The sequence below is a fragment of the Streptomyces sp. 4N509B genome (assembly GCF_052245655.1).
GTDB lineage: Bacteria > Actinomycetota > Actinomycetes > Streptomycetales > Streptomycetaceae > Streptomyces.
On the sequence record NZ_JBQQBZ010000001.1, the window covers coordinates 37,504 to 51,040 of the forward strand.

Sequence of the window (13,537 nt, forward strand, 5' to 3'; positions counted from 1 at the left end):
CACACGCCATGGCACTCTCCGTCGCCAAGACCCACGGTTCGCGGAACGACATCTTCGTCGTCGACGGCTCGCCCGACGACCACTTCGCCTCGGCCGCCGAGGTCGAGCGGGCCGTGACGCGCCTGTGCGACCCGGGCTCCGGCCTGGGCGGCGACGGCGTGTACTTCGTCGCGGACGAGGCGGGCGACGCCGACGGCGGGGCCCGCGCCTGGTTCTTCAACCCCGACGGCTCGCCGTCCCTGCTCTGCGGCAACGGCATGCGCTGCGCCGGCCGCCTGCTGCTCGACCGCCGCCAGTCACGCTCCGTGGTCGTCCGCACCGGGCCGTACGCGTTCACCGTCCGTGACGCCGGCCTGACGGCGCACGGGGTGCGGCAGGTCGCCGTCGAGCTGCCGCCCGTGGACTTCACCCCGGCGGAGCCGATCGTGGCGGACGTCGCGTGGCCGTTGGTCGACCGCGAGCTGCCCGTCCTCGGCCGGCGGGTCACGGCGCTCGCGGTGCCCAACTCGCACCTGGTCTCGCTGGTCGACGCGTACCGGGAGGAGGAGCTGGTCGCGGCGGGCGAGCTGGTCGCCGCGACGCCCGGGGCGTTCCCGCTGGGCGCGAACCTCTCGTTCGTGCTGCCGCTCCGCCCCGAGCAGGGCGGGTCGGCGGACGCCGAGGGGCTGGAGGAGGTCTTCGTCCGCACCTACGAGCGCGGCGCCGGCCTCACGCCGTCCTGCGGATCGGGCATCGTCGCCTCACGCGCGGTCCTGACCCGCCTCGGCCTGGTCGAGCCCGGCCGGCCCGTCCTGGTGCGGAACGTCGGCGGCGTCGCCCGCAGCTGGCTCGAACCCACGGGGGTGCCGGTGCTGGAGGGCAACGCGACGCTGGTGTACCGCGTGGAGCTGGACGCGGCGGCGCTGCTCGGCGAGGAGCCGCTCGCGGCCGTCGCGGCGGCGGCCGGCGTGGAGGCGCACCAGGCCGAGGTCGACGCCTTCGCCGCGCTCAGCGAGGAGAACGCCAAGGCGCTGCGGGAGTCGGGAATCCGCACGGCCTACACCGGCTGAGCCGGAACCGCCCGGGGGCCGCCCCCGTCGAAGGGCCATGGCGACACAGCACAGGCGTTCCCGGCCCCTGACGCCGGCCCGCGCCTCCCGCTCTGCCCGCTCGTCCCACTCGTCCCGCACGCGGCTGTCGGCCGCCGCGCTCGGGCTCGCGGTCGCCGCCGGCGCGTGGGGCGTCACCGGGTGCGGCGGCGAGGAGCGGCCCGCCGACGCCGCCGACCCCGGGGCGGCGGACGCGGACGACCCGACGACGCGGCGCCTGGCGGAGGTCGCCCAGGCGTGGCGGGGTTCGAACGCCGCCGACGAGTGGGCCGAGGGCTACTACCCGGTCGACGACCACATCCAGCTGCCCGACGGCGGCCTGCGCGGCACCGCGGACCTCAGGGCGTTCACCAGGCTCAGCTTCCGCACCCGCGTCGAGCTGCCCGAGCGCGGCCAGGACGACGGCCTCGTCTCCGCGAGGGCGGCGTTCGACCGCCTCGACAGCGGCTACGCCGCCTCCTGGCCCGACCGCCCGGCGCTGGAGGTGACCGGCGTCGAGCTGGGCACCATGGAGATGCGCACCAACGAGGGCCCGGCCGAGATCCCGGCGTGGCTCTTCGCGCTCGACGGCTACGACACCCCGCTGCGGGTGGCCGCCGTCGCGGAGCCCGAGGAGATGCCGCGGGCGCCGGTCGAGCCGCTGGGGCCCGGCGTCGGGGCCGACACCTCGATGCAGCTGCTGGGGCTCGTGTCGGTGTCGCGGGACGGCGGGACCATCGCCGTGGCGGCCGGGCACGGGGCCTGTGACGACGGCCCGGCGATCGAGGTGCTGGAGACGGCCGACAGCGTCGTCGTCGCCGGCTCGGTCGTCACGGGACCGGATCCGGCGGAAGCCTGCACCGGCCAACTCCTCAGCGAGACGCTGACGCACGAGCTGTCGGAGCCCCTCGGCGACCGGCCCGTGCTCGACGCGTTCAACGGCCGCGTGCTGCGCCCCAGCACCGAGCCCGGCCTGGTGGAGTGACGCGCGGCGGGGCGGCCCGGCCCTACGCCGCCCTCCGCTCCGACCCGGGCTCCTGCCCGGGCTCCTGCCCGGGACCCGTCCTCGGCGCGGCGGCCCCACGCTCCCCGTTCGCCCGCTCCACCCCCGCCTCCGCGTCCTCCTCTTCCTCCCGTTCCTGACGCTCCAGCCCCGCGTCGAGCACGAGCCCGAGGAGGAGCGCGGTGTTGGAGATCCACAGCCAGATGAGGAAGACGATGATCGCGGCGAAGCTGCCGTAGGTCTTGTCGTAGCTGCCGAAGTTCGCCACGTACAGGCCGAACGCGGCCGAGGCGAGCAGCCACAGCAGCACGGCCAGCAGGCTGCCGGGGGAGACCCAGCGGAAGGGCCGGCGCTCGGCGGGGGCGATCCAGTACAGCACCGCCACGAAGAGCGCGACCAGGACGACGAGCACGGGCCACTTCGCGACGTTCCACACCGAGACGAACCGGTCGCTCAGCCCCAGCACGTCGCCGGCCCGCCGCGCGAGCGTGCCGGTGAGGACCACGCTGGCGCTGATCAGCGCGGCGAAGACCACGAGCAGCGCGGTGATCGCGACCCGCAGGGGCAGCGCCTTCCACGCCGGCCGGTCCTTCTCCACCCGGTAGATCGTGTTGGAGGCCCGCATGAAGCCCGCCACGTACCCGGACGCCGACCAGAGGGCCAGCGCGACACCGACGACGAGGGCGAGCCCGGCACGCCCCTGGCCGCCGCGGAGCTCGTCCAGCATGGTGGTCAGGATGTCGCGCGCGGGCCCGGGGGCCAGCGTCTCGACGTTGTCCGTCAACGGGTCGATGGCCGCGTCGCCGATCAGGCCCGCGAGCGAGACCAGCGCCAGCAGGCCGGGGAAGACCGACAGCACTCCGTAGTAGGTGAGCGCCGCGGCCCAGTCCGAGATGTCGTCGGCCTTGAACTGCTTCAGGGCTCGCCGCACTCCGGCCCACCACGTCCGCAGGTTCGAGGTCCAGAGTCCAGCCATGCGATCCATCCTGTTATGTCTGTTTCGTCTTCGCCAGTCGGGATACCCGGGCCCCCACCACAGGGCGGGGACGGACGAGGAGCGGGAGGAACCATGCCCGACGAACAGAACGACAGGCGAGGCCGACCCACCCCCCTCCGTGTGTCCCGAACGCCCCGAGCCGAACCTCCCGGCCCCGATCCCCACGGCCACGACCCCCACAGCCACGATGCCCACAGCCAGGACCCCGACCCGGCGACCACGCCGGGCCTGGACCGCGGCGTCTCCGTGCCGGTCGGCGACACCCCACCCGCCGAGGGCTCCCTCTCGGAGTCCGGCCCGGAGGAGACCCACAACCCCACCCGCGGCTGGGCGACGGCCCCGCTGCTCGCCCTCGTCGTCCTCACCGCCGCCGTCGCGGGCTTCTTCGTCACCTACGCGGTGCTGCTGGCGCTGTGAGCGGACCGGCCACGGGCCGGGCGGGGACCGGGAGCGGTCGGAGACTCCGCCGTTCCCGTGTTAGGCTGTTGGTCGTTTCTACGGGATGATCCGCCCTTGCTGACCAGCGATTTCGATGGCTCCGCAGGGCCCAGGGGAATCACGTTGGGGGCACGCACCATCCTGTGCGAGACTGTCTCTCGCACCGCACGAGGTGCACACGCAAGGTCCTGTGGAGCAGTTTGGAGTGCTCGCCACCCTGTCAAGGTGGAGGCCGCGGGTTCAAATCCCGTCAGGACCGCTCCGGCTGGGTAGCTCAGTTGGTACGAGCGTCCGCCTGAAAAGCGGAAGGTCGCCGGTTCGACCCCGGCCCCAGCCACCAGTCCTCAGCAGCACGAACGCCTCTCCCGAGCACCGGGAGGGGCGTTTTCTCGTGCCGTGGGCGGAGCCCGTGACCGCCGCCGCGGGCGTCGCCGCGCGGGTAATCGCTCGCCGCGTTGTGCGTCGGGGTGAGACGCTTGGGAGCGTATGTCTACCGACGCCTCCCCTCCCGTTTCCCCCGCCTCCCCCGCGTCCACCACGCCCGCCGTCAGCGAGGCCGGGCTGGCCGAGCGGCTGTCCGGCCTCATGCTGCGCGACCAGCGGCGGCTCGGCCGCCGGCTCGACGGGGCCCGCCGCATCCGCAAGCCCGCCGCCCGGCGCGCCGTGCTGGCCGAGATCGCCGAGGCGGTCGACGCCGGCGAGCGGCTCGTGGCGCGGCGCCAGGCGGCCGTTCCCGCGATCAGCTATCCCGCGGAGCTGCCGGTCAGCCAGCGCAAGGACGTGATCATGGAGGCGATACGCGACCACCAGGTCGTGATCGTCGCGGGCGAGACCGGCTCGGGGAAGACCACCCAGATCCCGAAGATCTGCCTGGAGCTCGGGCGCGGCGTGAAGGGCCTGATCGGCCACACCCAGCCCCGCCGGATCGCGGCGCGCACGGTGGCGCAGCGCGTGGCCGACGAGCTGCGGACGCCGCTCGGCGAGGCCGTCGGGTACCAGGTCCGCTTCACCGACCAGGCCAGCGAGAACACCCTGGTCAAGCTGATGACCGACGGCATCCTGCTCGCCGAGATCCAGCACGACCGCGAGCTCCACGCCTACGACACGATCATCATCGACGAGGCGCACGAGCGCAGCCTCAACATCGACTTCCTCCTGGGGTACCTGGCGCAGCTGCTGCCGCGCCGCCCCGAGCTGAAGGTCGTCATCACCTCGGCGACGATCGACCCCGAGCGCTTCGCCCGCCACTTCCGCGGGCCCGACGGGCGCGAGGCCCCCGTGGTCGAGGTCTCCGGGCGGACGTATCCGGTGGAGGTGCGGTACCGCCCGCTCGTCGAGGAGGGCGAGGGCGAGGAGGGCGACCGGGACCGCGACCAGGTGACGGCCATCTGCGACGCCGTGGCGGAGCTGGAGCGGGAGGCGCCGGGCGACGTGCTGGTCTTCCTCTCCGGCGAGCGGGAGATCCGCGACACCGCCGAGGCGTTGGAGAAGCTGGAGCGCCGCAAGCTCCAGCCGGCCGAGGTGCTGCCGCTCTACGCGCGCCTGTCCCACGCCGAGCAGCAGCGCGTCTTCCAGCCCCACACGGGCCGGCGGATCGTGCTGGCGACGAACGTCGCCGAGACGTCCCTGACCGTCCCCGGCATCAAGTACGTCATCGACCCGGGCACCGCCCGCATCTCCCGTTACAGCCACCGAACGAAGGTGCAGCGCCTGCCGATCGAGCCCGTCTCGCAGGCCAGCGCCAACCAGCGCAAGGGCCGCTGCGGCCGGACCAGCGACGGCGTCTGCATCCGGCTGTACTCGGAGGAGGACTTCCTCTCGCGGCCCGAGTTCACCGACGCCGAGATCCTGCGCACCTCGCTGGCCTCGGTCATCCTCCAGATGCACGCGGCACGGCTGGGCGAGGTCGAGCGCTTCCCGTTCATCGACCCGCCGGACCGCCGCAGCGTGACGGCCGGCGTGCAGCTGCTGGAGGAGCTGGGCGCGTTGGACGGCGCGGGGGGCCTGACGGAGACGGGCAGGCGGCTGGCGCGGCTGCCGGTCGACCCGCGGCTGGCGCGGATGGTGCTGGCCGCGCGGGACAACGGCTGCGTCCACGAGGTGATGGTGATCGTGGCGGCGCTGTCGATCCAGGACCCGAGGGAGCGGCCGGCGGACAAGCAGCAGCAGGCCGACGCCAAGCACGCCCGCTTCCGCGAGGGGCCCGGCGAGGACTCGGACTTCCTCGCCCTGGTGCAGCTGTGGGAGTACGTGCGCGAGCAGCAGCGGGAGCTGTCCTCCTCGGCCTTCCGCCGCATGTGCCGCGCCGAGTTCCTGAACTACCTGCGGATACGCGAGTGGCAGGACATCTACGCGCAGCTGCGGTCCGTGGCGCGCACGATGGGCATCGAGCCGACGCGGAACGACGAGCCGGCCCGCGTCCACCAGTCGCTGCTGCCGGGGCTGCTGTCGCACATCGGGCTGAAGGACACCGACAAGCACGAGTACCTCGGGGCGCGCGGCGCGAAGTTCGCCGTCTTCCCCGGCTCCGCGCTCTTCAGGAAGCCGCCACGCTGGGTGATGTCGGCCGAGCTGGTGGAGACCTCCCGGCTGTGGGCGCGGATCAACGCCCGCATCGAGCCGGAGTGGATCGAGCCGCTCGCCGGCCACCTGGTGAAGCGCACGTACAGCGAGCCGCACTGGGAGCAGAAGCAGGCCGCGGTGATGGCGTACGAGCGGGTCACGCTCTACGGCGTGCCGATCGTGGCGCACCGGAAGGTGAACTACGGCCGGATCGACCCGGAGACCTGCCGCGACCTCTTCCTGCGCCACGCGCTCGTGGAGGGCGACTGGCGCACTCAGCACCGCTTCTTCCACGACAACCGCAAGCTGCTGGCCGAGGTGGAGGAGCTGGAGCACCGCGCCAGGCGCCGCGACATCCTCGTGGACGACGCGACGCTCTACGACTTCTACGACCAGCGGATCCCCGAGGACGTGGTCTCCGGGGCGCACTTCGACGCCTGGTGGAAGCGGGCGCGGCGCGAGGACCCCGACCTGCTGAGCTTCGAGAAGTCGATGCTGATCAACGAGCGGGCGGCGGGCGTCGCGGAGGAGGACTACCCGGACCTGTGGCGGCAGGGAGAGCTGCGGCTGCGGATCACGTACCAGTTCGAGCCGGGGACGGACGCGGACGGCGTCACGGTCCACGTGCCGGTGCAGGTGCTGAACCAGGTGACGCCGAGCGGGTTCGACTGGCAGATCCCGGGATTGCGTGAGCAACTGGTCACGGAGCTGATCCGCTCGCTGCCGAAGCCGATCAGGCGGCACTGCGTTCCGGCGCCCGACGTGGCGCGGAGGTTCCTGGCGGAGGTGTCGGGGGCCGGGGTGGTGGGCCGGGTGCCGCTGGTGGAGGCGTTGGCGGACGGGCTGACGCGGCTGGTCGGCCAGCCGGTCGACGTCGCGGACTTCGACGCGGGCCGGGTGCCCGACCACCTGCGGATCACCTTCCGGGTGGTCGACGAGCGCCGCCGGCGGTTGGCGGAGGGCAAGGACCTCGCGGAGCTGACGCGGCGGCTGCGGGCGGACGCCCGGGCGGCCCTCGACCGGGCGTTCACGACGCCCTCCGGGGGCGCGGACACCGCGGGTTCCGGGCGCGCCGGGCGCGGCGGGAGGGGCGGGCGCGGCGGCGGCCGGGACGGCTCGGGCGCGGGCGGCGCGGGGGCCGAGGCGCCCGCGGCGGCGTGGCCGCGCGACGGGCTCACCTCGTGGACGATCGGGACGCTGCCGCGCGTGGTGGAGACCCGGCGCGGCGGGCAGCCGGTGAAGGCGTTCCCCGCGCTGGCCGAGGCGGCCGACGGCCGCTCCGTCGGCGTGCGGCTGTGTGACAACGAGGCGGAGCAGCGGGCGGTGATGCGGCTCGGCACGCGGCGGCTGGTGCTGCTGCGGCTGCCGACCGACCCCGCGCGGTTCGTGGAGCGGCGGCTGGACAACGCGGCCAAGCTGGCGCTCGCCGGCGGCCCCGGCGGCGGCGTGCGGGAGCTGCTCGCGGACTGCGCGGCGGCCTCGGTCGACCAGCTCGTCACGGCGCACGGCGGCCCCGCCTGGGGCGAGGAGGGCTTCGCGAAGCTGCTGGACGCGGTGCGGGCCGACGTCGTGGACGTGACGCTGCGGGTGGTGCGGCAGGCGCGGGAGGTGCTGACGGCGCGGCAGGCGTGTGAACGGCGCCTGGCGGGGCTCACCAGCCCGGTGGTGCGGGAGTCCGTGGCGGACGTGCGCCAGCAGCTCCACGCGCTGGTGCACCCGGGGTTCGTCACCGAGCACGGGGCGGCCCGCCTGCCCGACCTGCTGCGGTACCTGACGGCCGCCGACCGGCGGCTCCAGCAACTGCCGCGGCACGCGGAGCGGGACGTGGCCAGGACGGACAAGGTGCGGGCGCTGTGGGAGGAGTACGAGCTGGTGCTGGAGCGCTTCCCGCAGGGCCAGCCGCCGCCCCGGGAGGCGACGGAGATCCGTTGGATGTTCGAGGAACTGCGCGTGAGCTACTTCGCGCACGCGCTGGGCACGGCGTACCCGGTCTCGGACAAGCGGATCCTGAAGGCCATCGACGCGGTGACGCCCGGCGTCCGCTGAGCGGGGACGACCGCGGGCGGGGCGGCCGCCGAGGGGGGACGGCCGTGGCCGCGGGCGGGACCGTGGCTGGCCGGGGGCGGGGCGCGGGGCGGCCGGCCGCTGGGGTACAGTCGTGAAGTCGCTTCGTGCGACCTGGTCCTGTGGAGCAGTTTGGAGTGCTCGCCACCCTGTCAAGGTGGAGGCCGCGGGTTCAAATCCCGTCAGGACCGCGGTAGTCAGCCGGACGAAGGCCCGGATCCCCACGTGGGGGTCCGGGCCTTCCCGCGTGAGGTGGGCCTCTACCTCAGACAGCTCAGCGTGGACAAGCGTTGTGCGCTGTGACGGGAGTCACGCAAGTCGGTTGCTGCGTGAGCTCGTCTGATCCCGCAGAGAAACATGCCAATTTAATATGTGCAATTGCACGACCCCGCGAGGCGGGCCTCCGGCCCAAACGAAGATCGCGCCGGACCCGGCGGAGTCCGACGCGATCAAGCGTCCCAGTGAGCCGGGGTGGGGGCCCCGGCACCTGGGTCTGCGGTGTTGCTCAGGCCTCACCACGCTGCTGCGGGATGCCCGCGAGCAACGCGCGCACCTCCGCTTCGCGGTAGCGGCGGTGCCCGCCGAGCGTGCGGATAGACGTGAGCTTGCCCGCCTTTGCCCAGCGTGTGACCGTTTTCGGGTCTACGCGGAACATGGTGGCAACCTCAGCCGGGGTCAGCAGCGGCTCGGCATCAGGGGTGCGAGCGGTCATGAGCGGCCTCCTCGGGAGAACCGAACCATCACGGTTCTTTCCTCTAAATTCTGCACCTTGACCCACGTTGCCCGAAATGGCGGACGCGGGCCGAGTCGGTTATAGGACGAACGGCTTGTCCTCGGCACTACAACTACACCATCCGTCCAGCCGGGTCGGCCAAACCGATGGAATTGCCCTCTCAGGTGTTCAACCTCGGCGGAAGCCGATGGACCATGCCATAGCGGACAGTCACTCAGCCGTAACGATCCGTCATGAGCTGATGAGTCGTCACCAGTTCCGCGTCCGTGGACACGAGAAGACCCTTGCGAGCTCCTTGTCCTATTTTGACACGAGGAGAGCACTTGTAGGCAAGACTTCCGGAGAGTGCCATCCATCACCCTTGGGGGCCTTTGGTCCCGGGTCGAAGGTCCCGTGGAACCGCCGGAATCAGTTGGCGAACTGCCGCTCGCGGACTGTCATCCAGCGGTCGGTCAGCTCCTCGTAGCGCCGGCTCGCCTCCTCCAGGTCCCCCTGGGAGAGCGCGGCCAGCCCTTCGGCCACCTCGGCGACGGAGTGGTCCTCCGCCAGCTCGTCCTCGGAGATCGTATAGACAAGACCGCCGTAGTCCAGTTCGACCAGTGACCTCGGGTGAAACTCCTCCAGCCAGCGGCCCACGTCCGTGAGCGCGTCACCCAGCGGTCCCTCGGGCATCGCCCTGCGCACCGTCCGCAGCCCGCGCGCCACACGCCGGCGGGCCTGCACCATCGGCGTGCGGTACAGCAGCCGGGGCGTGTCCTCCCCCGGCGACTCCGACGCCTTGGAGAAGATCCGCTCCTCCTCCGCGAAGAGCACGAACCACCGCACCGGCACGTGCCACAGCGCCGACCTGATCCACGGCCTCGCGTCGGGGTTCCGCTCCCGCCAGCTGTCGTGCTCCTCGATCGCCCGCGCCCGCTCGGCCGGCGGCAGCACCGCGTCGACCACGGCCTGCGGCATCATCCAGTCCCCGACCTCGCCCAGCGCCTCCCACGACCGCAGCCGCGTGCGCCAGGGGCAGACGCAGACCACGTCGTCCACCCGGGTGACGTACGCGTCGACGCTCTCCCGCGCCGGCGCCGCGTGCGGCGGCGTGGCCAGCGACTGCCGCAGGGACTCCCGCAGCTCGTCCTGGACGCCCGGCAGCCGCTCGGCGGGCCTGGCGGCGTACTCCGCCCAGTAGGAGCGCTCGGGCTCGGGAAAGGCCGCCAGCGGCTCGTACACCCTCAGGAACGCGGCGTAGGGAATCCTCGGCACGCCACCCCTCCTTCGCCCTTCCCACGCCCTGACGTCCGCGGGTCCGACGCTCGTCGTGACTCGATGGTGCCAGTCTTCGTGACGTGGGGGCACGCGTGGTACGTCCCAGGCTTAGGCTCGTGCCACCGGGTTCCCACACGGGACGGCGGTGTCGGGGATCCTCCACCACCCTTGGAGGCCGCCCCCACCACCGCGCAAGTTTCCTCCCCAAACCTGGGGAGGGTCCTCACACCTCACACGAGGAGTCACCACCGTGACTGACGTACTCCCCACCGAGGCCGGGGTTTTGGACCTGCTCTTCCACTCTGAGCAGGGGGGCCACGAACAGGTCGTTCTCTGCCAGGACCGGCCCACCGGTCTGAAGGCCGTGATCGCCATCCACTCCACCGCCCTGGGCCCCGCCCTGGGCGGCACCCGTTTCCACGCCTACGCGGAGGCCGCGCGCCCCGAGGAGGCCGCCGTACGCGACGTGCTCAACCTCGCGCGCGGAATGAGCTACAAGAACGCCCTCGCCGGCCTGCCCCACGGCGGCGGCAAGGCCGTGATCATCGGAGACCCAGAGCGGATCAAGACCGAGGCGCTGCTGGAGGCCTACGGGCGCGTCATCTCCACCCTCGGGGGCCGCTTCGTCACCGCGTGCGACGTGGGCACCTACGTGACCGACATGGACGTCGTCGCCAGGACGACCCAGTGGGTCACCGGGCGCTCGCCGGAGCACGGCGGCTGCGGCGACTCCTCCGTGCTCACCTCCTACGGCGTCTTCCTGGGCATGCAGGCCTGCGCCCAGCACCTGTGGGGCTCGCGCGACCTCGCGGGGCGCACCGTCGCCATCGCCGGCGTCGGCAAGGTCGGCCATCTGCTCGTCGACCACCTCGTCGAGGCCGGCGCCCGCGTCGTCGTCACCGACATCCGCGAGGAGGCGGTGCGGAAGGTCCTCCAGGCCCACCCGGGCGGCGCCGTGACGGCCGTGCCGGACACGCGCACGCTCGTCCGCACCGAGGGCGTCGACATCTACGCGCCCTGCGCCCTCGGCGGCGCGCTCGACGACGACACCGTCGCCCACCTCACGGCGTCCGTCGTCTGCGGCGGGGCGAACAACCAGCTCGACCACCCGGGTGTCGAGAAGGACCTCGCCGACCGCGGCATCCTCTACGCGCCCGACTACGTCGTGAACTCCGGCGGCGTCGTCCAGGTCGCCGAGGAGATCATCGGCTTCGACTTCGCACGAGCGAAGAAAAAGATGGAGCGCATCTACGAGACCACGCTGGAGGTCTTCGCCCGCGCGGCGGCCGACGGCGTGCCCCCCGCGGTCGCCGCGGACCGCATCGCCGAGCACCGCATGGCGACGGCGGCGGGCCGCCTGGCGGCGTAGCTCACACCCCGCGCTCGGCCCGACCTCGTCCCGACCTCTCCCACAGCCCCGCGGGCGGTTCCGCCCGAGGTCACGCGCGGATCTCGCGCACGGTGGCCGCCGCGGGCGCCCTCCCCGACGCCCCCGGGGGTCCTCCGGACGGGCCCCCGGGGCGAGTCGTGTGACGAAAGACGGTAAAATTGGTGCTGACCAGCACGGAGAGGGTCATCGGGCACGCTGTCGGAGCCTGAAGGTGTGGCGGACGGCGTACCGCAGCCACGCGGAAGCAGGTACGGTTGAAGCCCGAAAGGTCGGGCACTCGTCCGAGGGCCCGCTCTCAATCATGAACGGATGTCAACACTCCGGGGCGGATGCGCCCCGTCGTTGAGGGGGTCGAGCCAATGGGGCGCGGCCGGGCCAAGGCCAAGCAGACGAAGGTCGCCCGCCAGCTGAAGTACAACAGCGGCAGGACGGACCTGAGCCGTCTGGCCGAAGAGCTGGGTGCATCGACGCCGGACCGGCCGTCAAACGGCGAGCGGTTCGAGGACGACGACGAGCGGGACGACGAGCTGTACTCGCGGTACGCGGAAATGTACGAGGAGGAGGATGACGACGAGGACGAGACGTCCGCGTCCGACCCCTCCTCGTCGACGTCCGCGAAACGGCGCGGCGCCTGAGGTAGGGCAGCCGACCGCGACGGACGACACATCTTCATCACAGAGCTGACCCGGTCCGGCAGTGCCGGACCGGGCTCTGTGCTGTGCGGGGCCGGCGCGCTCGCCACCCCGACGGCACCCGAACGGCTCAGGGTCTCCCGTGGATCGTGCCGGGCCGGGTCCACCGGGGACGACGGGACGGCCTTCAGCGGTAGTCGCCACCCAGGGTGACCGCCGGGGCGGGGGCCCCGTCCGACACGCCGCCGGGCCGTGCCGTGGGCCGCTCCTCGATCTCGCCCATCACCCAGGCCGTGACACCGCGCTCCGCCAGCGCGGCCAGCGCCCCCGACACCGCCGCCTGGGGCACCACCGCGGCCATGCCCACGCCCATGTTGAACGTCCGCTCCAGCTCGGCCCTGGCCACGCCGCCGACCTCGCCGACCAGGCCGAAGACGGGCTGCGGGGACCACGTGGAGCGGTCGAGGCGGGCGCTGAGCCCGTCGGGGATCACGCGGGCGAGGTTGTTGGCCAGGCCGCCGCCCGTGACGTGGGCCAGGGCGTGCACCTCGGCCGCGGCGAGCAGCGCCAGGCAGCCCCTGGCGTAGATGCGGGTGGGCTCCAGCAGCTCCTCCCCCAGCGTCCGGCCCACCTCGGGCACGTGCCGCTCCAGCGTCCAGCCGGCCCGCTCCAGGAAGACGTGCCGCACCAGGGAGTACCCGTTGGAGTGCAGGCCCGAGGAGGCCATGCCCAGCACCGCGTCGCCCGCGCGGACGCGCTCCGCGCCCAGCAGCTCGTCGGCCTCGACCACGCCGGTGGCGGCGCCCGCGACGTCGTACTCGTCCGGGCCGAGCAGACCCGGGTGCTCCGCGGTCTCGCCGCCGACGAGCGCGCAGCCGGCCAGCGCGCAGCCCTCGGCGATGCCCTTGACGATCGCCGCGACACGCTCGGGGTAGACCTTCCCGACGCAGACGTAGTCCGTGAGGAAGAGCGGCTCGGCGCCGCAGACCACGAGGTCGTCGACGACCATCGCCACCAGGTCGCGGCCGATGGTGTCGTGGACGTCCATCCGCTGCGCGACGGCGAGCTTGGTGCCGACGCCGTCGGTGGCCGAGGCCAGCAGCGGGCGGCGGTACCCCTTCAGCGCGGAGGCGTCGAACAGGCCGGCGAAGCCGCCGAGGCCGCCCACGCTCTCCGGCCGCTGGGCGGTGGCCACCCACTTCTTCATCAGCTCGACGGCGGTCTCGCCCGCCTCGATGTCCACGCCGGCGCCGGCGTAGCTGGCCCCGGCACCGGGTGCCTCGTTGCTCATGGGTCTGCCTTCGCTGGTGTCGCGGGATGGGCTCGGTGTGCTCGGTGGGGTCTTCTGGGTGCTCGTGTGGTGCTCGGCGTGCGGGACGTCCTCGTGGTGGCGG

At 73.1% G+C, this 13,537-nt stretch carries 10 protein-coding genes and 3 tRNA genes; 9 read left to right on the forward strand and 4 right to left on the reverse strand.

The genetic code is table 11. The features are described from left to right. Positions 1-8: 8 nt before the first annotated feature. A complete protein-coding gene (gene dapF, locus ACTWP5_RS00175) occupies positions 9-1,049 on the forward strand; it encodes a diaminopimelate epimerase (RefSeq protein WP_443218554.1) in 1,041 nt (346 codons plus the stop codon). Positions 1,050-1,086: 37 nt separating this feature from the next. Next, positions 1,087-2,052, forward strand: a complete 966-nt coding sequence (locus ACTWP5_RS00180) for a hypothetical protein (RefSeq protein WP_443218555.1) — start codon at positions 1,087-1,089, stop codon at positions 2,050-2,052. Between the two features lie 22 nt (positions 2,053-2,074). On the opposite strand, the gene ACTWP5_RS00185 is transcribed toward ACTWP5_RS00180, so the two are convergent. Continuing rightward, positions 2,075-3,046 carry a YihY/virulence factor BrkB family protein gene (locus ACTWP5_RS00185; RefSeq protein WP_443218556.1) on the reverse strand — a complete coding sequence of 324 codons (972 nt, stop codon included), beginning with the start codon at positions 3,044-3,046 and terminating at the stop codon, positions 2,075-2,077. Positions 3,047-3,187: 141 nt separating this feature from the next. Here ACTWP5_RS00185 and ACTWP5_RS00190 point away from each other — a divergent pair, with 141 nt between their 5' ends. The 5 genes from ACTWP5_RS00190 (at position 3,188) to ACTWP5_RS00210 (ending at position 8,322) form a co-directional block, all read left to right on the forward strand. After that, entirely contained in the window at positions 3,188-3,484 is a 297-nt protein-coding gene (locus ACTWP5_RS00190; RefSeq protein ID WP_443218557.1) for a DUF6480 family protein, read from the forward strand. A gap of 205 nt (positions 3,485-3,689) precedes the next feature. Beyond that, positions 3,690-3,764 (forward strand) — tRNA-Asp (locus tag ACTWP5_RS00195). Between the two features lie 4 nt (positions 3,765-3,768). Next, positions 3,769-3,845 (forward strand) — tRNA-Phe (locus tag ACTWP5_RS00200). A 146-nt stretch (positions 3,846-3,991) separates the two neighbouring features. Next, positions 3,992-8,113, forward strand: a complete 4,122-nt coding sequence (gene hrpA, locus ACTWP5_RS00205; RefSeq protein WP_443218558.1) for an ATP-dependent RNA helicase HrpA — start codon at positions 3,992-3,994, stop codon at positions 8,111-8,113. Between the two features lie 134 nt (positions 8,114-8,247). After that, positions 8,248-8,322, forward strand: a tRNA-Asp gene (locus tag ACTWP5_RS00210). 314 nt (positions 8,323-8,636) lie between these two features. Here ACTWP5_RS00210 and bldC read toward each other — a convergent pair. Both bldC and ACTWP5_RS00220 read right to left on the reverse strand, forming a co-directional pair. Beyond that, positions 8,637-8,843, reverse strand: a complete 207-nt coding sequence (gene bldC, locus ACTWP5_RS00215) for a developmental transcriptional regulator BldC (RefSeq protein WP_019431930.1) — start codon at positions 8,841-8,843, stop codon at positions 8,637-8,639. 429 nt (positions 8,844-9,272) lie between these two features. Continuing rightward, complete coding sequence (locus ACTWP5_RS00220; RefSeq protein ID WP_443218559.1) at positions 9,273-10,118, reverse strand: hypothetical protein; 846 nt, start codon at positions 10,116-10,118, stop codon at positions 9,273-9,275. A 253-nt stretch (positions 10,119-10,371) separates the two neighbouring features. Between ACTWP5_RS00220 and ACTWP5_RS00225 the strand changes: the two genes are divergently transcribed. Continuing rightward, on the forward strand, positions 10,372-11,490 hold the full coding sequence (locus tag ACTWP5_RS00225) for a Leu/Phe/Val dehydrogenase (RefSeq protein ID WP_443218560.1): 1,119 nt from the start codon (positions 10,372-10,374) through the stop codon (positions 11,488-11,490). 380 nt (positions 11,491-11,870) lie between these two features. Next, entirely contained in the window at positions 11,871-12,146 is a 276-nt protein-coding gene (locus tag ACTWP5_RS00230) for a DUF3073 domain-containing protein (RefSeq protein WP_443218911.1), read from the forward strand. Positions 12,147-12,330: 184 nt separating this feature from the next. Here ACTWP5_RS00230 and purM read toward each other — a convergent pair whose 3' ends face one another. Beyond that, entirely contained in the window at positions 12,331-13,434 is a 1,104-nt protein-coding gene (purM, locus tag ACTWP5_RS00235) for a phosphoribosylformylglycinamidine cyclo-ligase (protein WP_443218561.1), read from the reverse strand. Positions 13,435-13,537: the final 103 nt, after the last annotated feature.

Excerpts from the sequence above, each read along its gene's own strand:
- dapF (WP_443218554.1), top strand. The coding sequence starts at position 9 with ATGGCACTCTCCGTCGCCAAGACCCACGGTTCGCGGAACGACATCTTC.
- ACTWP5_RS00180 (WP_443218555.1), top strand. The coding sequence starts at position 1,087 with ATGGCGACACAGCACAGGCGTTCCCGGCCCCTGACGCCGGCCCGCGCC.
- ACTWP5_RS00185 (WP_443218556.1), bottom strand. The coding sequence starts at position 3,046 with ATGGCTGGACTCTGGACCTCGAACCTGCGGACGTGGTGGGCCGGAGTG.
- hrpA (WP_443218558.1), top strand. The coding sequence starts at position 3,992 with ATGTCTACCGACGCCTCCCCTCCCGTTTCCCCCGCCTCCCCCGCGTCC.
- bldC (WP_019431930.1), bottom strand. The coding sequence starts at position 8,843 with ATGACCGCTCGCACCCCTGATGCCGAGCCGCTGCTGACCCCGGCTGAG.
- ACTWP5_RS00230 (WP_443218911.1), top strand. The coding sequence starts at position 11,871 with ATGGGGCGCGGCCGGGCCAAGGCCAAGCAGACGAAGGTCGCCCGCCAG.
- purM (WP_443218561.1), bottom strand. The coding sequence starts at position 13,434 with ATGAGCAACGAGGCACCCGGTGCCGGGGCCAGCTACGCCGGCGCCGGC.